Origin of the sequence: Actinomadura sp. 6N118, from assembly GCF_044326415.1 — a bacterium.
Classification (GTDB): Bacteria; Actinomycetota; Actinomycetes; order Streptosporangiales; family Streptosporangiaceae; genus Spirillospora.
This window is the reverse complement of sequence record NZ_JBIRAZ010000002.1, coordinates 1-16990: the sequence shown is the minus strand read 5'-3', so window position 1 is coordinate 16990 and position 16990 is coordinate 1. Positions and strand designations below refer to the sequence as shown.

General features: G+C 69.7%; 19 protein-coding genes. 2 read left to right on the top strand and 17 right to left on the bottom strand.

Annotated elements, in window-relative coordinates:
* The gene (locus tag ACH34W_RS03995) at window positions 1–867 is read left to right on the top strand and encodes a 1,4-dihydroxy-2-naphthoate polyprenyltransferase (protein ID WP_395960035.1); all 867 of its coding nucleotides are present in this window, start codon (window positions 1–3) and stop codon (window positions 865–867) included.
* A gap of 59 nt (window positions 868–926) precedes the next feature.
* Here the strand turns inward: ACH34W_RS03995 and ACH34W_RS03990 are convergent, their stop codons facing one another.
* On the bottom strand, window positions 927–1616 hold the full coding sequence (locus ACH34W_RS03990; RefSeq protein WP_395959314.1) for a uracil-DNA glycosylase: 690 nt from the start codon (window positions 1614–1616) through the stop codon (window positions 927–929).
* Between the two features lie 113 nt (window positions 1617–1729).
* On the opposite strand from ACH34W_RS03990, the gene modA reads away from it, so the two are divergent.
* Complete coding sequence (modA, locus tag ACH34W_RS03985) at window positions 1730–2530, top strand: molybdate ABC transporter substrate-binding protein (RefSeq protein ID WP_395959313.1); 801 nt, start codon at window positions 1730–1732, stop codon at window positions 2528–2530.
* 5 nt (window positions 2531–2535) lie between these two features.
* Here the strand turns inward: modA and ACH34W_RS03980 are convergent, their stop codons facing one another.
* From ACH34W_RS03980 to ACH34W_RS03905, 16 genes are all read right to left on the bottom strand, one after another.
* Window positions 2536–3048 carry an SRPBCC family protein gene (locus ACH34W_RS03980; protein WP_395959312.1) on the bottom strand — a complete coding sequence of 171 codons (513 nt, stop codon included), beginning with the start codon at window positions 3046–3048 and terminating at the stop codon, window positions 2536–2538.
* A gap of 135 nt (window positions 3049–3183) precedes the next feature.
* Window positions 3184–4245, bottom strand: a complete 1062-nt coding sequence (mltG, locus tag ACH34W_RS03975; RefSeq protein ID WP_395959311.1) for an endolytic transglycosylase MltG — start codon at window positions 4243–4245, stop codon at window positions 3184–3186.
* Window positions 4246–4403: 158 nt separating this feature from the next.
* Window positions 4404–4622, bottom strand: a complete 219-nt coding sequence (locus ACH34W_RS03970; RefSeq protein ID WP_395959310.1) for a hypothetical protein — start codon at window positions 4620–4622, stop codon at window positions 4404–4406.
* 331 nt (window positions 4623–4953) lie between these two features.
* On the bottom strand, window positions 4954–5493 hold the full coding sequence (locus tag ACH34W_RS03965; protein ID WP_395959309.1) for a transglutaminase family protein: 540 nt from the start codon (window positions 5491–5493) through the stop codon (window positions 4954–4956).
* The gene (dapB, locus tag ACH34W_RS03960) at window positions 5490–6230 is read right to left on the bottom strand and encodes a 4-hydroxy-tetrahydrodipicolinate reductase (RefSeq protein WP_395959308.1); all 741 of its coding nucleotides are present in this window, start codon (window positions 6228–6230) and stop codon (window positions 5490–5492) included. The genes ACH34W_RS03965 and dapB overlap by 4 nt, the downstream gene beginning before the upstream one ends.
* A gap of 80 nt (window positions 6231–6310) precedes the next feature.
* Window positions 6311–6934 carry an FMN-dependent NADH-azoreductase gene (locus ACH34W_RS03955; RefSeq protein ID WP_395959307.1) on the bottom strand — a complete coding sequence of 208 codons (624 nt, stop codon included), beginning with the start codon at window positions 6932–6934 and terminating at the stop codon, window positions 6311–6313.
* Window positions 6935–7013: 79 nt separating this feature from the next.
* On the bottom strand, window positions 7014–7394 hold the full coding sequence (locus ACH34W_RS03950) for a phage holin family protein (protein WP_395959306.1): 381 nt from the start codon (window positions 7392–7394) through the stop codon (window positions 7014–7016).
* A 104-nt stretch (window positions 7395–7498) separates the two neighbouring features.
* Window positions 7499–8824 carry a M16 family metallopeptidase gene (locus tag ACH34W_RS03945; protein WP_395959305.1) on the bottom strand — a complete coding sequence of 442 codons (1326 nt, stop codon included), beginning with the start codon at window positions 8822–8824 and terminating at the stop codon, window positions 7499–7501.
* A 120-nt stretch (window positions 8825–8944) separates the two neighbouring features.
* Window positions 8945–11284, bottom strand: coding sequence for a polyribonucleotide nucleotidyltransferase (locus ACH34W_RS03940; RefSeq protein ID WP_395960034.1), 2340 nt, complete (start codon window positions 11282–11284; stop codon window positions 8945–8947).
* Between the two features lie 336 nt (window positions 11285–11620).
* Window positions 11621–11890 (bottom strand): 30S ribosomal protein S15, encoded by a 270-nt coding sequence (gene rpsO / locus ACH34W_RS03935; RefSeq protein ID WP_151564710.1) that lies wholly within the window; start codon window positions 11888–11890, stop codon window positions 11621–11623.
* A 194-nt stretch (window positions 11891–12084) separates the two neighbouring features.
* Entirely contained in the window at window positions 12085–13038 is a 954-nt protein-coding gene (locus ACH34W_RS03930) for a bifunctional riboflavin kinase/FAD synthetase (RefSeq protein ID WP_395960033.1), read from the bottom strand.
* A gap of 211 nt (window positions 13039–13249) precedes the next feature.
* On the bottom strand, window positions 13250–13921 hold the full coding sequence (locus ACH34W_RS03925; RefSeq protein WP_395959304.1) for a hemolysin III family protein: 672 nt from the start codon (window positions 13919–13921) through the stop codon (window positions 13250–13252).
* A 136-nt stretch (window positions 13922–14057) separates the two neighbouring features.
* A complete protein-coding gene (truB, locus tag ACH34W_RS03920) occupies window positions 14058–14927 on the bottom strand; it encodes a tRNA pseudouridine(55) synthase TruB (RefSeq protein ID WP_395959303.1) in 870 nt (289 codons plus the stop codon).
* Complete coding sequence (locus ACH34W_RS03915; RefSeq protein ID WP_395959302.1) at window positions 14924–15949, bottom strand: bifunctional oligoribonuclease/PAP phosphatase NrnA; 1026 nt, start codon at window positions 15947–15949, stop codon at window positions 14924–14926. Before ACH34W_RS03915 ends, truB begins: the two co-directional genes overlap by 4 nt.
* A complete protein-coding gene (gene rbfA / locus ACH34W_RS03910; protein ID WP_395959301.1) occupies window positions 15946–16437 on the bottom strand; it encodes a 30S ribosome-binding factor RbfA in 492 nt (163 codons plus the stop codon). Before rbfA ends, ACH34W_RS03915 begins: the two co-directional genes overlap by 4 nt.
* A 53-nt stretch (window positions 16438–16490) precedes the next feature.
* Window positions 16491–16787: a DUF503 domain-containing protein gene (locus ACH34W_RS03905; RefSeq protein WP_395959300.1), complete on the bottom strand. Its 297-nt coding sequence runs from the start codon at window positions 16785–16787 to the stop codon at window positions 16491–16493.
* Window positions 16788–16990: the final 203 nt, after the last annotated feature.

Sequence of the window (16990 nt, the reverse complement as noted above, 5' to 3'; positions counted from 1 at the left end):
GTGGCCACGCTCTCGCAATGGGTCGCCGGCTCCCGGCCCCGCACCCTGCCCACCTCCCTTGTGCCCGTCGTCGTCGGCACCGGCGTCGCGATCGGCGAAGGGCACGCGGTGTGGTGGCGTGCCGTCCTGGCCGCGTTCGTCGCCCTGATCCTGCAGATCGGCGTCAACTACTCCAACGACTACAGCGACGGCGTGCGCGGCACCGACGAGGAACGGGTCGGCCCGCTCCGGCTCGTCGGCGCCAAGGTCGCCAAGCCCAAGCAGGTGCTGGGCGCGGCGCTGGGCTGTTTCGCGGCGGCGGCGGTCGCCGGGCTCGTGCTGGCCGCGGTGACCACGTGGTGGCTGCTCCTGGTGGGCGCGTTCGCCATCCTGGCGGCGTGGTTCTACACCGGAGGCAAGAACCCGTACGGCTACCGGGCACTCGGTGAGATCTCGGTGTTCGTCTTCTTCGGGCTCGTCGCCGTAGTCGGCACGGTGTACGTGCAGGTCGAGGACACCCCGTGGGAGGCGTGGGCGGTGGCCGTGCCGATCGGGCTGCTCGCGTGCGCGCTGCTGGTCGCCAACAACCTGCGCGACATCCCCACCGACGAGGTCTCCGGCAAGCGCACCCTCGCGGTCGTGCTCGGGGACCGGTGGACCCGCGTGCTGTATGCGGCGTGCACGGCACTGCCGTTCATGTTCGTGCTGGCGCTGGCCGCACCGCGTCCCTGGGTCTTGCTGGCGCTGCTCGCGGCGCCGCTGTCGATCCCGCCCACCCAGAAGGTGCTGAACGGCGCGAGCGGTCCCGCCCTGATCGCGGTGCTGGGCGAGACCGGCCGCCTGCAGATCGCCTACGGCGTGCTGCTCGCCGTGGGTCTCGCGCTCTGACGCCGATGGGCCTTGCGCGCTGACGCTGTGAGCCTCGCGCTCTGACGCCGTGGTCTGGCTCAGCCTCGCCCGTTGAGATTCCAGACGATCTCTGGTGAGCCGGCGTCGGCGAGCGCCTTGTTGACCGCGCTGAACGGCCGGGTGCCGAAGAACTTCTTGGCGCTCAGTGGACTCGGGTGGGCCGACTCGATCACGGTATGGTGCACGCCCGTGATGAGCCGGGCCTTCTTACGCGCGTAGGCCCCCCACAATACGAAGATGACGCGTTCAGGCTTGTCGTTGAGCGCCCGGATGGCGGCGTCGGTGAACTCCTCCCAGCCCTTGCCCGCGTGCGCGCCCGCCTCACCGCCGCGTACGGTCAGCACGGCGTTGAGCAGCAACACACCCTGGTCGGCCCAGGGTGTCAGGTCACCGGTCTTGGCGACCGGCACCTCCAGGTCGGATGCCAGCTCCTTGTAGATGTTGCGCAGAGACGGCGGCAGCCGCACGCCGTCGCGCACGCTGAAGCTCATCCCATGGGCCTGCCCTGGGCCGTGGTAGGGATCCTGGCCGAGGATGAGAACCCGCGCCTTGTCGTACGAGCAGTGCCGGAACGCGGCGAACAGGTCCTCCTGGGGCGGGTAGACCGTCTGCGTCGCGTATTCCTGCGCCACGAACGCGCTCAGCGCCGCCGTCGCGATCGGGTCGAGCAGCGGATCGAGTCGCTCCCGCCAGTCGTCGGACAGCAGTTCCATCAGGTCGAGGGACATTCGGGCCTCTCCGGGGAAGGGGTTCTCAGCTACTGGAGAGCCTATTGCGGAGGTCTGACACGCCAGCGGCGAATCACCGGAGGGAAGCACGACCAACTCTAGGATGAAGGCATATGCCCGACTCCCCCCGCGGGCGGCATGTCACCGTCTTCGCCGCCCTGCTCGCGTCTCTCGCCTCCGGCGCCGCCGGCTGCGGCGGGTCCGGCGGGCCCACGACCCTGACCGTGCTGGCGGGGTCGTCGCTGACCGACGTCGCAGGTGAGCTCGGTGCCGCGTACCAGCAGGAGCACCGGGACGTGAAGGTGCGGTTCGTGTTCGGCGGCTCGCAGGAGATGGCCGAGCGGGTCGCGGACCGTGACCCCGGCGACGTGCTGATGACGGCCGACGAGGCGAGCATGAACGCGGTGAGCCGCCATCTGACGGGCCGCCGCCGGATCGTGGCGCTGGGCTCGCTGACCATCGCGGTCGCGCCCGGCAATCCCAAGCGCATCCGTGGCCTGCGCGACCTCAGCCGCCGTGGCCTGCGCGTCGCGGTGGGCGCCGGGACGGTCCCGGCGGGCCGCTACGCGCGGGAGATCTTCACGCGGGCGGGGCTCACCGTGCGCTGGACGTCCGAGGAGATCAACTCGCGGTCCGTGCTCGACCGGGTGCGGGGCGGCGAGGCGGACGCCGGGCTGGTCTACATCACCGATCTGCGTTCCGCCGGGGCGGCCGCGAGCAGCGTCCCCATCCCCGCGGACGAGAACGTCACCGCGACCTATCCCGCGATGGCCGTGAAGGGCACCGACAACGAGGAACGCGCGCTGCCCTTCGTCACCTGGCTGACCTCCCCCACGGCCCGCAAGCTCTTCAACAAGCACGGCTTCGCCACTCCTGCCACGTCCACGACGGGTCCGCCACCTTCCGGAAATTGAGCAGGTCAGGCGCGCTCGGCGCGGGCCTTGAGCGCGGCGTTCATGGCCGCGAACTCGTCCTCCATCTGCAGCTGGCCGGTGGCGACCGGGACGAGGGCGCCGCTGAACCGCTCCCCCTGGGTCAGCCGGACCTTGCCGTCACCGGAGGGCTCGATGAGGAAGTAGTGCTCGCCGTCCACGATGCCGGGGACCCACATCCGGCCGATCCAGCGCAGTTCCCGGCCGGCGTCGGCCTTGAGGATCTCGGGCTTGAACGTCATCATGCCGCCGTCGCTGTCGCGGAGCTTGTTGTCGAGCTTCGTCCCCTTCTGGGCGGTGCCCTTGACGCTGACCATGAACGGGTTCCACTCGGGGTAGCTCTGGAAGTCGGTGAGCACCTGCCAGACCTTGTCGGCGGGCGCAGCGATCTCGACGGTGGTGCTGACCTCGTGCGGCTTCAGCTCACCCCAGGCGAAGAGCGTGCCGGCGGCGACGACGGGAAGGGCGGCGGCGGTGAGAGCGATGCGGCGGATCTTCATGGGGGGTCTCCCTCTCCAATGGAAACTAACTCTTGTTTCCGTTTGGCTAATCTCGTTAGCCAGAACATTAGCTAAAGAGATTAGCCAACGCAAGAGGGTCGGACGCCCGTCGTCGGCGGCAGGGCTTGCCCGGGGCTAGTCGCTGAGGCGCAGGGCGCGATTGAGCTGGGCGCGGAAGCGGAGGAACTCGGCCTCCGACGCGGTGAACTTGGTGATGCGGTTCTTCGGATCGGTGGTCACAAAGAAGCGCCAGTCACCCTGGGCGGGGTTGAGCGCACCCTTGAGAGCGTCTTCGCCGGGGTTGGAAATCGGTCCCGGCGGCAGGCCGCGATTGGCGTAGGTGTTGTACGGCGACCTCACGCGGGTGTCCCGCTCCGAGACACGCAGGTCATGCCGCTTCTGCACGTACAACACCGTCGAGTCGAGCTGGAGGCGCGCGCCGGCGCGGAGGCGGTTGTAGATCACGCGGGCGATCTTGGGATAGTCGGCCGGGACACCGCCCTCGGCCTGGGCGATGCTGCCCACGGTGACGGCCTGGAGCGGTGTGAGTCCGACGGCGCCCGCCCGGCGTTCCAGACCGACCTCGGCGGCGGCCTGGCGGAAGCGCCGGACCATCGCGCTCAGTACCGTCCTCGCGGTCGTTCCCGGCTCGACGGGATACGTGGCCGGAAACAGGAAGCCCTCCAGCTTGCCGCCCGCGTACGAGGGGAGCCCGAGCCCAGCCGGGTCTGCGGCTGCCTCCTTGAACTCGGCGTGCGGGATACCTGATCCCTTGGCGAGGATCGCGAGGGTCTCGTCCAGGCGCAGGCCCTCGGGCACGGTGACGTACCGCTGGACGCGAGCCACCGGATCGAAGAGCAGTCCTACTGCGGCGGAGGCCTTCATCTGCTTGCGCATGCGGTAGAGGCCGGGACGCAGCGCGGCGGCCTTGGCGGAGCCCTCGACCGCCTTGACGAACGCGTCATCACTCGCGACGACGCCCGCCGCCTCCAGGGAGGCGGCGACATCACGGGCGGACTGGCCCGCATTGATCCGGACCATCACCACACCTTCGCCGCGCCCCTCGAAGTCGTCCGGGGCGAGGGTCGACTTGACCCAGCCGCCGAAGGCGACCCCGCAACCCGCCAGCAGGGCGAGGAATGCCCCGCCTACTGAGAGCGACCACATGAGGGTGCTGCGGTCCAGACCGGTGCCCACCGTCTTCGATCCCCCAACGAATCTGATATCGCCCACCCGTTGTGTTCGGCGGCTGTCGGCCAAGCGCCTGCCTCAACACGGCGGAGGGGCGCACAGGCGACCTGTGCGCCCCACCCTGGCCTCAGGACCAGGTCAGATGATCTGAACCCGGGCGGTGCTCAGCGCCGCCGGTGGTCCTCTCCGGCGTCGCGGTCCCGGCCCTGCGGGTTCTTACGCTCGCGCGAAGCTTGGTCCTGCAGGTTCTCGCGCTGCTCGCGAGCCCTGTCCATGCTCTCTTCGCCGACATCGCGTGCACGGTCGGAGACCTTGTCGGCCCTTTCCTTGGCCTTGTCCTTGGCGTTCGAGGCCTTGTTCTTGGCTTCGTCGAAGATGCCCATTAAGTACTTCCCCCTTTTCACAGAGGTGCATGACCTGCACCAATACGGCCGTACCCGGAGGAAAGTAACGGGGAGCCCAGCGGATAGAGATTCTCCCGTTAACGTGCTGGAATCACTGGCGCGGTGGGAGCTTCGCCGCCTCGAAGCGGGGGCCGGACGGCGGGATCGGGCCGGTGCGCCGGCCGAATCTCCAGTTGTTCGAGAGCGACGGCAATGGCTCGTTCAAGCTGGGTATCGCGGCCCTCGGCGTGGTCCTCGGGCGTGATGTCCACGTCGATGTGGGGCGGTCGACGAGCCCGTGCCCAGTTCGCCTTGCACTTCCCAGAGCAGGTCAGAGGGCGTTGGGGGTGGGGAGGCCTTGCTCGCAGAGGGTTAGGGCGTTGGTGTGGGATTTCAGGGCGGTCAGGACGGCGGGGTGGGGGGCGGCGTAGACGGTGGGGTGGACCGGGGTGCCGGGAAAGGCCAGGCGGTGTTCGGTGGCGGAGAACTCTACGTCCTTGCCGCGGGGGTCGAGGAGGACCCAGCGGTCGTCGATGAGGGTGGCGACGAGGCCGTGGAGGACGTCGAACGGCTGGTAGCAGAAGCCGGCCTGGATGCCGCCGGCGCGCAGGAGTGCGACGAGGGCGTGCGCCTGGGCGAAGCAGAGGCCGACGCCCTGGTCGAGGACGTCGGAGGCTCGCCAGGTGACGCGGGGGTCGCGGACGTCCAGGGAATGCTCGATCTCGTCGCGGACGTACTCGAAGGCCGCCTTGGCGTAGGCGATGTCATCGCCCTCGCGGAGGGTGGAGGCGAGGGCCTGGACCAGGGGGTGTTCGAGGTCCACCGCCTCGTTGGCGGCGAGGTAGTCCCAGGGGTCGGCGTCGAAGATCACAGGCCGAGGAGGGATTCGATGCCGACCGTGAGGGGGTCGGGGAGGTCGCGGGCATGGCGGACGCCCAGGAGGACGCCGGGCATGAACGACTCGCGGTTCATCGAGTCGTGGCGGATCGTGAAGACCTCGCCGTGGCCGCCGAGGAGGACCTCCTGGTGGGCGATGAGGCCGGACAGGCGGATCGAGTGGACGTGCACGCCCTCGACGTCGGTGCCGCGGGCGCCGTGGAGCTCGGTGGTGGTGGCATCGGGCGACGGGGGCGTGCCCGCCTCCGCGCGGGCGGCGGACACGAGTTCGGCGGTGCGGTAGGCGGTGCCGGACGGGGCGTCGGCCTTGTTGGGGTGGTGCAGCTCGACGATCTCGACGGACTCGAAGAACGGGGCGGCCTTCTGCGCGAAGTGCATCATCAGGACCGCGCCGATGCCGAAGTTGGGGGCGATGAGGACGTTGGCCCCCGGCTTGGCCGCCTGCCAGCCGCGGACCTTGTCCAGCCGGCCGGGGTCGAAGCCGCTGGTGCCGACGACCGCGTGCAGGCCGTTCTCGACGCACCAGCGGAGGTTGTCCATGACCACGCCGGGATGGGTGAAGTCGACCACGACCTCGGCGGCGGCGAGGGAGTCCCGCTCGTCGTCCTGGTCGACGGCCGCGACCAGTTCCATGTCGTCGGCACCCTCGACGGCCCGGCACACCTCGGCCCCCATCCGGCCCCGCGCGCCCAGCACCCCAACCTTGATCACGTTTGCCCCTCCCGGCTTGACTGCTGGTCGAGCCTATCGCGAGGCCACCAAAGCCAATGGTCGCGGGCCGTGTCCGATCGTCAGAAGTGCTTGCCCTCCTCGCGGGCGAGCGCGTGCGCCTCACGGCGGTCGGTCTCGGCGTCCGCCGTGGCGAGGTTGGGGCGGAACTCGACGGTCGTGATGTCCGCGACCCCGGCCCAGCGCAGCCAGTCGTCGAAGAACCGGCGCTGGAAGTCGGTCCCGAAGGAGGGGCCGCGGCCGTCGCCGTAGACGGCGCTGGTGTAGACGACGGCGGCCTTCTTGCCCTGAAGCAGCCCGCTGTAGCCCTGCTCCGGGTCGAAACCGAACACCCAGCCGGGCTGGCTGATCACATCGATGAACTGCTTGAGGATGTACGGCACCCCGGCGTTCCACATCGGCACGCTGAACAGGTAGCGGTCGTAGGAGTCGAAGCGTTCGAACACGGACCTCGCGGCGGCCCAGGCGCGTTCCTGCGCACCTTCCGGGGCTGCTCCACCGAAGACGGTCATCTTGGCTCCGGCGGCGTCGGGACCGAACTCCGGCAGCGCGCCGTCCCACAGGTCGTGGTGGTCGACGGTGTCGCCGGGATGCGCCTCCCGGTAGGCGTCCAGGAAGGTTCCGGCGATCGCCAGCGATTCCGAATCGGTGCCGCGGGGGGAGGCGGAGATGTGCAGCAGGCTCATGGTGTGGCCCTCTCGAATAAGCGGACTATAGTCCGATTGATGCTTCGAGATTAACGGACCACGGTCCGGTTGGCAAGGGTCAGTCGTCGCCGCCCTCCGGGATGAGGATGCTGAGCAACCAGCTCACGACACCGACGATGATCGCGCCCCAGAAGGCGGGCCAGAACCACTCGACTTCGAACGGGAGGTTCAGCTGCTCGGCCGCCCAGCTGGTCAGCAGGAGCAGCGCCGCGTTCACCACCAGCGCGATCAGGCCCAGCGTCAGCACGTAGAACGCGCAGCCCAGGGTCTTGATCACGGGCTTGATGAACGCGTTGACGAGGCCGAAGATCACCGCGACCGCCAGCAGGGTCAGCCACTCCTTGGCCGCGGTGTCCCCGGCGACGCTGATCCCTTCGACGAGCACCGTGGCCACCCACAGCGCGACCGCGTTGATGAGCACCCGGATGAAGATCTTCATGGGCACCTCCCTCGCCCCGGAGGCCTACCCGGTCGCCGGCCTCGCGTAACGATCTTGGCCGCGGAGGGTGCCTGGCTTGGGGCCGGATGCCGCGCCGACCGCTGCTACAGGCTGAAGTCGCGGTCGCCGAAGGGGCCGATCACGGTGAGGGCCTGCGGGCCGGCGAGGACGTCGGCGGCCACCTCGCGGATGTCGTCCGGGGTGACGGCCTCGATGCGGCTGAGGACCTCGTCGACCGCGAGCAGCGACTCGTACACCAGCTCGCTCTTGCCGATGCGGCTCATGCGGGAGCCGGTGTCCTCCAGGCCGAGCACCATCGCGCCTCGCAGCTGACCCTTGCCGCGTTCGAGCTCCTCGTCGGTGATGCCCTTCTCGGCGGCCTTGGCGACCTCGTCACGGCAGATCGACAGGACCTCGTCGATCTTGGCGGTCTGGCAGCCCGCGTAGACGCCGAAGACGCCGGTGTCGGCGTACTGCGAGGTGTAGCTGTAGACGGAGTAGGCGAGGCCGCGCTTTTCGCGTACCTCCTGGAAGAGGCGCGACGACATGCCTCCGCCCAGCGCGGCGTTGAGCACGCCGAGCGCGAAGCGGCGGTCGTCGGTACGGGAGACCCCGACGCCGCCGAGCACCACGTGGGCCTGCTCGGTGTCCTTGTCGACGACCCGCACGGTCGGCGCGGCGGGCTGCGGCGTGCCGTCCAGGCGGGGCGCGCGGGGAAGAGCGGCGCCGTCGAGATGCCCCTCGAAGGCGCGGGCGACCAGCCGTACGACCTCGTCGTGGTCGATGTTGCCGGCGACCGCGACGACCAGGTTGTCCGGGACGTAGTGCTCGCGGTAGTACGCGTGGATGCGGTCCCGGCTCAAGGCGTTGATCGACTCGACCGTGCCGAGGATGGGACGGCCCAGCGGCGCGTCCCCGTAGAGCGCCGTGGAGAACTCGTCGTGGATCAGGTCACCGGGGTCGTCGTCACGCATGTGGATCTCTTCGAGGATCACGCCGCGTTCGGACTCGACGTCCTCGGGCCGGTTGACCGACGCGGCCACCATGTCGGAGACGATGTCGACGGCCAGCGGCAGGTCGGCGTCCAGGACCCGCGCGTAGTAGCAGGTGTACTCCTTGGCCGTGAACGCGTTGAGATCGCCGCCCACCGCGTCGATGGCCGCGGAGATCTCCAGCGCGGACCGCCGGCGCGTGCCCTTGAACAGCACGTGCTCCAGGTAATGGCTGGCGCCTGCGTCGGCGGGGGCCTCGTCGCGGGAGCCGACACCGGCCCAGATGCCGAACGCGGCGGACCGCACGGTCGGCATCGTCTCGGTGATGACGCGCAGGCCGCCCGGCAGCACCGAACGGCGGACGGCACCGGCGCCGTCCGCGCCGGGGTGCACGACGTGGGTGGTGCCGGGCTCCTGCGCACTCGCCAGAATCGTCACGGGGTTCACGATCCCTCGGTAGAGAATGCCGACCGGCCTGCCCTCAGGCGGGCAGGCCGGTCGGTCGGTGTGCTGTGTCAGATCAGATGGGTCAGATCAGATCGGGCCAGACCGGATCGGTCAGGAGTTGCGGTCGCCGCCGCCCTCGCCGCCGCGCCGGGTGCGGCGACGGCGCGGACCACGGTCACCGCCGCCCTCGGATCGGCGCTCGCCACGGTCACCGGCGGTCACGGCCTCGGCCGGACCGGAGTCCTCGTCGCCGTCGGCCTTGTCGGCCTTGTCGGCCTGCTCGCGCTCGACGACCTCGACCGGGACCAGCGACAGCTTGCCGCGCTGGTCGATCTCGGTGACCTCGACCTGGATCTTCTCGCCGACGTTGATGACGTCCTCGACGTTCTCGATCCGGGCGCCCCCGTGCAGCTTGCGGATCTGCGAGACGTGCAGCAGGCCGTCCTTGCCGGGCAGCAGCGACACGAACGCGCCGAACGTGGTGGTCTTGACGACCGTGCCGAGGTAACGCTCGCCGACCTCGGGCATGTGCGGGTTGGCGATCGCGTTGATCGCCTGCCGCGCGGCCTCGGCCGACGGGCCGTCGGTGGCGCCGACGTAGATGGTGCCGTCGTCCTCGATCGTGATGTCGGCGCCGGTGTCGTCCTGGATCGAGTTGATCATCTTGCCCTTGGGGCCGATGACCTCGCCGATCTTGTCGACCGGGACCTTGATGGTGATGATCCGCGGCGCGTTGGGGCTCATGTCGGCCGGAGCCTCGATGGCCTCCTGCATGACGTCCAGGATCGCGAGCCGGGCGCCCTTGGCCTGCTTGAGCGCGGCGCCCAGCACCGACGCGGGGATGCCGTCGAGCTTGGTGTCGAGCTGCAGGGCGGTGATGACGTCCCGGGTGCCGGCGACCTTGAAGTCCATGTCGCCGAACGCGTCCTCGGCGCCGAGGATGTCGGTCAGCGTGACGTACTCGCCGCCCTCGTAGATGAGGCCCATGGCGATGCCGGCCACCATCTGCTTGAGCGGCACGCCCGCGTCGAGCAGCGACATGGTGGAGGCACAGACCGAGCCCATCGAGGTGGAGCCGTTGGACCCGAGGGCCTCCGACACCTGGCGGATCGCGTAGGGGAACTCCTCGCGCGTCGGCAGCACCGGCAGCAGCGCCCGCTCGGCGAGCGCGCCGTGGCCGATCTCGCGGCGCTTGGGCGAGCCCACGCGGCCGGTCTCACCGGTGGAGTACGGCGGGAAGTTGTAGTTGTGCATGTAGCGCTTGGTGCGCTCGGGGTTGAGCGTGTCGATCATCTGCTCCATGCGGAGCATGTTGAGCGTGGTCACGCCCATGATCTGGGTCTCGCCGCGCTCGAACAGCGCCGAGCCGTGCACCCGCGGGATCACGTGCGCCTCGGCGGACAGCTGGCGGATGTCCTTGACGCCGCGGCCGTCGATGCGCAGACCGTCGCGGACGACCCGCTCGCGGACCAGCTTCTTGGTCAGCGCCCTGAAGGCGGCGGAGATCTCCTTCTCGCGGCCCTCGAAGTCGGCGCCGAGCTTCTCGGCGGCACTGGCCTTGAGCTCGTCCAGCCGGGACTCGCGCTCCTGCTTGACCCCGATCGTCAGCGCCTCGGCCAGCTCGGTGCTGACGGCGGCGGTGACGGCCTCGAGCACGTCGTCCTGGTAGTCCAGGAAGATCGGGTACTCGGCGGTCGGCTTGGCGGCCACGGCCGCCAGGTCGCTCTGCGCCTTGCACAGGACCTTGATGAACGGCTTGGCCGCCTCCAGGCCCTCGGCGATGGTCTCCTCGGTCGGCGCGGTGGCGCCGTCACCGACGAGCCGCAGCGTGCCCGGGGTGGACTCCGCCTCGACCATCATGATCGCGACGTCGCCGTCCTCCAGGACGCGGCCGGCGACCACCATGTCGAACGTGGCGTTCTCCAGCTCGGGGTGGGTCGGGAAGCCGACCCACTGGCCCTCGATCAGCGCGACGCGGACGCCGCCGATCGGGCCGGAGAACGGCAGGCCGGCCAGCTGGGTGGACATCGAGGCGGCGTTGATCGCCACGACGTCGTACAGGTGGTCGGGGTGCAACGCCATGATCGTCTCGACGACCTGGATCTCGTTGCGCAGGCCCTTGGTGAACGAGGGGCGCAGCGGCCGGTCGATCAGGCGGCAGGTGAGGATGGCGTCCTCGGAGGGACGGCCCTCACGGCGGAAGAACGAGCCGGGAATGCGCCCGGCCGCGTACATGCGCTCCTCGACGTCGACCGTCAAGGGGAAGAAGTCCAGGTTTTCCTTGGGCTTCTTGGAGGCGGTGGTGGCGGAGAGCACCATCGTCTCGTCGTCGAGGTAGGCGACGGCCGAGCCGGCCGCCTGACGGGCCAGCCGGCTCGTCTCGAATCGGATGGTACGAGTGCCGAAGGAACCGTTGTCGATCACGGCCTCGGTGCTCTGCGCCCCATCGATGCGCACAGCTTCTGTCACGGGAAACCTCCTAGGTTTCGGATGGTCCCCGCAGCTGCTTCCCGTGGCTTTTACGCAATGCCGGTCTTCGATCGAAGCTCACGGATTCCGGGGTCCCCGCCGTCTGTCAGGCGAGGAGCATGCTCCGAGAGCCACTACCGAGGACCGGCCGCACCAGGGCGCTGTCCGCGGGGTGATGATCATTCAGTTTTGTCTGGCTATGAAGAAAGGGGAGTGGCCCCGGGCACCCCCGGGCAACTCCCCGGAAGCACCTCGGGCAGTGGCGAACCGGCTCCGTACACGGAGCCGTCTCTCCACCGGCCACTCCCCTTCACCGTACTAGCGGCGCAGACCCAGACGCTCGATCAGCTGCCGGTAGCGGTTGATGTCCTTGTTCTGCAGGTACTTGAGGAGCCGGCGGCGGCGTCCGACCAGCAGCAGCAGCCCGCGGCGGCTGTGGTGGTCGTGCTTGTGCTCCTTGAGGTGCTCCGTCAGATCGTTGATCCGGCGGGTCAGCAGCGCAACCTGGACTTCCGGGGATCCGGTGTCACCCTCAGCGGTCGCGTACTCAGCAATGATCTTGTTCTTGGTGGCGGTGTCGAGCGACACGTGGCTCCTTCTGAAAGCTCGTCACCCGCAGATCCGGCCCGCAGGCTCGTGGGTCCGCATGGTGCGTATGGAAAGTGGGCGGCCACATGAGGGTGCAGCCGACCGAGCCGGGGCCTATCCCGGCGACTATTCACCGTACCACGTCCCAAAGGCGGCCCGTCACGGCGCGGAACGGACCGTGACCGGCGGCCGGATCAGGCCTGACCTGCGGAAGTGATCTCCCTGGCGCGGTCCACGTCGCGGTGCATCTCCTCGATCAGGGCCTCGATCGAGTCGAACTTGAGCGTGTCGCGGATGCGGGCCTCGAAGTCCACCGCCATGTGCTCGCCGTAGAGGTCGAGATCGTCACGGTCCAGCGCGTAGGCCTCGACGGTCCGCTCCCCCGCGCCTTCGAACGTCGGGTTGGTGCCGATGGAGATCGCCGCCGGCCAGCGGAAACGGGGGTAACGGTCGGAGTCGCAGACCAGCCAGCCGGCGTAGACGCCGTCGGCGGGGATCGCGGTGTGCGGCAGGGTCTCCAGGTTCGCGGTGGGGAAGCCCAGCTGGCGGCCTCGCTGATGGCCGCGGACCACGATCCCCTCGACGCGGTGGGGGCGGCCCAGCGCGTGGCCGGCCTCCTCGACCGCGCCGCTTTCGAGCAGCGCCCGGATGCCGGTGGAGGAGATCTTGTCCCCGTTCGCCACCAGGGGTGCGCCCTCCGCGGTGAAGTCGTACTTCTCGCCGAGCTCCTTCAGCAGCGCGACGTCGCCCTTGGCCTTGTGGCCGAAGCGGAAGTCCTCGCCGACGATGACGTGCGCCGCGTGCAGCCGGTCGACCAGCACCGACTGGACGAACTCGTCCGGGCCCACCTTGGACAGCTCCAGCGTGAACGGGACGACCACGACCGCGTCGGTGCCCAGCCCCTCCAGAAGCTCGATGCGTCGCTTGGTGGAGCTCAGCAGCGGCGGATGGGTGCCCGGCCGCACGACCTCGTCGGGATGCGGGTCGAAGGTGATCACAACGGACTTGAGTCCCCGTTCGCGGGCCTGCTCGGCGGCGCGGCCCACGATCCGCTGGTGGCCGCGGTGCACGCCGTCGAAGACGCCGATGGTGATCACCGATCTGCCCCAGTCGGCGGGAACCTCGTCGAGGCCGTGCCAGCGCCGCACCATGCTCTCCCTGCGTTGGACGTTCTGTAGCCTCACAGACTGCCATGCGCCGCATGACGTCACGACCGAGGGGGTTGCCCTCGCACGCCTGCTCCCCCCGAATGGTCGCCACTGGCATCGGCCTTCAGAAGTCTACTTGCCGGTAGTGGATCCCCCACCCCGCACAGCGACGACCATGCAGGCTTCGCCCCTCAGGCCGGCTGATAAACGACTAGGCCGACTGATAAACGACGAGGGAGACCGCGACGTACTGCATGACGTACGCGGCGAGCGTGCAGGCGTGGAACACCTCATGGAACCCGAACCAGCGCGGCGAGGGGTTGGGGCGCCGCAGCCCGTAGACGACACCTCCCGCGCTGTAAGCGACGCCGCCGAGCGCCACGAGCACGCAGGCGGCGATTCCGGCACCCGACAGGAACTGCGGCAAGAAGAAGACCGCGACCCAGCCGAGCACGATGTAGAGCGAGACGTACAGCCAGCGCGGCGCCCCTATCCACGTGGTCCGGAAGACCACGCCCGCGATCGCGCCGGTCCAGACCACGCTGAGCACCGTGACCCGGGCGGCCCCGTCCAGCGCGAGCACCGCGAACGGCGTATAGGTCCCGGCGATGATCAGGTAGATGTTGGCGTGGTCGAACCGCCGCAGCACCTCGACCATCCGGTTGGAGCTCTGCCGGTGATACGTCCCGGAGATCCCGAACAGCAACCCGGACATCGCCACGTACACGGCCGACGACAACCGTGCCTCAAGGCTCGGCCCCAGCGCGACCAGGACAAGCCCGGCTGCGAGCACGGCGGGGAAAGCGCCGATGTGCAGCCAGCCCCGCAGCCGGGGCTTGGTCGGCGATGGAACCGCCTGGGGCTGATGTGACAGTGTGGCCATGGACACCTCCTCCTCCTCCGCATTAAAACCTACGCTCCCGTAGGTTACGCAACCGTAGGTTAGAACGCACCCCTTCACCAGCGTGACACGTACCACGCTGCCCGGTCGAAACCAGGGGACGTCGAAATCAGGGACGTCAGGGGACGAAGACGGCGAGGGGTTTCGCGGCCTTGCCCTGCTCCTCCACCAAGGCCAGCAGGGTGCCATCGGGGCCGAAGACGCCGATGGGGCCCGGGCCCAGGCCTGCGGCGGGCAGCTTGCCGCCGTGCATGACCTTGCGGGCGTCGTCGGCGGAGACCTCGCGCCGCGGGAAGGCCGCGGCGACCGCCTCGGCCAGCGGGAGGATGCGCAGCTCCTCGCTGAGCTGGTCGATCGTCCGTGCCATGCCGAGGTCGTACGGGCCGACCCGGGTACGGCGCAGGGCCGTCAGGTGGCCGCCGGTGCCGAGCATGGCGCCGAGGTCGCGGGCCAGGGCACGGATGTACGTGCCGGACGAGCAGGTGATCGAGACGTCCACGTCGATCAGGTCGTCGTGGCGGCGGATCTCCAGGACGCCGAAGTCGTGGACCGTGACGGGCCGCGGCTTGAGCTCGACCTCTTCGCCCTTGCGGGCCATCTTGTACGCGCGTTGGCCGTTCACCTTGATGGCACTCACCTGCGGCGGGACCTGCTGGATCACGCCGGTCAGGGTGCTGATGCCCGACTGCAGCGCGGCGTCGCTCACGCCGGCCGCGGGTGCGGTGGCGGTGATCTCGCCCTCGGCGTCATCGGTGTTGGTGGACTGGCCGAGCCGGATCGTGCCGTCGTAGCCCTTCTCGGTCAGCGCGAGGTGGCCGAGGAGGCGGGTCGCCTTGTCCACCCCGATGACCAGGACGCCCGTCGCCATCGGGTCCAGGGTGCCGGCGTGGCCGACCCGGCGCGTGCGGGCCAGCCGACGCAGCTTGCCGACCACGTCGTGCGACGTCCAGTCGGCCGGCTTGTCCACGATGACCAGTCCTGACGTCACGCGCTGATCTCCGCGTCGTTGAGCGGTCCGCGCAGAGCGGCACGCAGCCTGTCGATCGTTTCGGCGGGCTCGGCCGTCGTGGTGAAGGCCGCGGCGAGACGGTGGCCGCCGCCGCCCAGCTCCACGCAGGCGCGGCCCACGTCCACCCGCCCCTTGGATCGGGTCGAGACGTACCAGCTGCCCTCGTCGGTCTCCTTGAGCACCACCGCGACCTCGGCCTCGTCGGCCCGCCGCAGCTGGTCGATCACGCCTTCGAGCTGGTCGTACGGTACGCCCTGGGCATCCCGGTCGGCACGGGTGATCGCCGTCCAGACCAGGCCGAGGCCGCCCGCCGCGTCGCGTTCGAGCCGGGCCCGGCCCAGCGCGCCCGCGAGCACCTGCAGATAGCCGAAGGGCGCACGGTCCCACAGCTCGTGGCCGACCGCGTCCGGGCGCACGCCCGCGTCGATCAGCCGGGCGGCCAGCTCGTGCACCTCAGGGGTCGTGCAGGGGTACTTGAACGAACCGGTGTCGCTGGCCAGCCCGGCGTAGAGACCGAGCGCGATGTCGCTGGTGAGCCGGACGCCGAGCCGCCGGATCAGCTCGTCCACGAGAACGGAGGTGGCCGCCGCGTCCGGGTCGACCAGGCGGACCCCGCCGAAGCCGGTGTTGGACGCGTGGTGGTCGACGACGATCAGCTCGCCGGCCCGCGCGGCGTTCTCCGCCAGCGGCCCCAGCCGGTCCACGGCGGCCGCGTCCAGAGTGATCATCAGAGTCGGGGCCGCGGGCATCCCGCCGGGCTCGACCAGCAGATCCTGGCCGGGCAGGAAGCGCAGGCTCGCCGGCACCGCGAACGGCTGGCCGAACGACGCGTAGCACCGCTTGCCGAGATCACGCAGAGCCTGGGCGAGGGCCAGCATCGAGCCGAGCGCGTCGCCGTCCGGGGCCACATGGCACGCCAGGCAGACCTCGTCCGCCGCCTCGATCAGCTGTAGAGCCCGGTCCCACTCAAGCCCACGCCCCAGAATCTCCCCACCACTCACAGTGACGAGTGTCCCGCTTCGCCGCGCTTGTCGTCGCCGGTTTCGTCAAGCTCGCCGGACTCGCCCGGCTCGTCGTCGGTGCGGTAGGGGTTGGCGTCACCGGCCGGAGCCGCGCCCTGGGCCGCCTTGGCGACCTCCTCGTCCCTGGCGCGCGCCTTGGCGAGGAGGTCGTCGATGTGCGCGGCGTTGTCCATGAGGGAGTCCTGGACGAAGGTGAGGCTTGGCGTGTGCCGGACGCCGGTCTGCCTGCCCACCTCCGACCGGATGATCCCCTTGGCGCTCTCCAGCGCCGCCGCGGTCTCCGCACGCTCGCCGTCCGAGCCGTACACCGTGTAGTAGACGGTGGCGTCGCGCAGGTCGTTGGTGATCCGGGTGTCGGTCACGGTCACGAAGCCGAGCCGCGGGTCCTTGACGCGCCGCTCCAGCATCTCGGCCACGATCTGCTGGATGCGGTCCGCGAGCTTGCGAGCCCGAGCTGCGTCCACCATGATCGCACTCCTTTTCTAGGTCCTCGCGAGGTGGCGTGGGCACCTCGTGAGGATCAGTCTTCGTCATTGAACAGCCGCTGCCGTGCCGACAGCAGTTCGATCTCCGGGCGGCCTGCCACCAGCCGCTCGCATTGGTCGAGCACCCGCTTGGCGTTGGCCGCGGTCGCGGCGACCACCGCCACGCCGATCTCGGCTCGCCGGTGCAGGTCGTTGTTCCCGGTTTCGGCAACCGCTACCGCCGGGAAGTGCTTGTGCACCTCGGCGATGATCGGCCGGACGACCGCGCGTTTCTGCTTGAGCGAATGCACGTCGCCCAGCAACAGGTCGAGTGTCAGAGCACCCACGTACACCTAGGGGGTCACCTCAGGTTGGTCTCGATGGTGGAACGAAGGCGGCGGGCTCGCGTGTTCCCAGGCCCGGATCTTCCGCGCTGGGCGAACCGCCGTCAGCCCCCCGACATGACATGACGCCAGGTTAGTGCTTCCACCTGGCGCCAGGACATGGGATTTCTTCCAAGATCCGTCGGGGCGGGGCCCTCGGCCCCCCCCGACAG

What these genes read in the sequence shown, in the direction of transcription:
- ACH34W_RS03990 (WP_395959314.1), bottom strand. Translation starts at nt 1,616, where the DNA reads ATGTCCCTCGACCTGATGGAACTGCTGTCCGACGACTGGCGGGAGCGA.
- modA (WP_395959313.1), top strand. Translation starts at nt 1,730, where the DNA reads ATGCCCGACTCCCCCCGCGGGCGGCATGTCACCGTCTTCGCCGCCCTG.
- ACH34W_RS03980 (WP_395959312.1), bottom strand. Translation starts at nt 3,048, where the DNA reads ATGAAGATCCGCCGCATCGCTCTCACCGCCGCCGCCCTTCCCGTCGTC.
- ACH34W_RS03970 (WP_395959310.1), bottom strand. Translation starts at nt 4,622, where the DNA reads ATGGGCATCTTCGACGAAGCCAAGAACAAGGCCTCGAACGCCAAGGAC.
- ACH34W_RS03955 (WP_395959307.1), bottom strand. Translation starts at nt 6,934, where the DNA reads ATGAGCCTGCTGCACATCTCCGCCTCCCCCCGCGGCACCGATTCGGAA.
- ACH34W_RS03950 (WP_395959306.1), bottom strand. Translation starts at nt 7,394, where the DNA reads ATGAAGATCTTCATCCGGGTGCTCATCAACGCGGTCGCGCTGTGGGTG.
- ACH34W_RS03925 (WP_395959304.1), bottom strand. Translation starts at nt 13,921, where the DNA reads ATGGCCACACTGTCACATCAGCCCCAGGCGGTTCCATCGCCGACCAAG.
- rbfA (WP_395959301.1), bottom strand. Translation starts at nt 16,437, where the DNA reads ATGGTGGACGCAGCTCGGGCTCGCAAGCTCGCGGACCGCATCCAGCAG.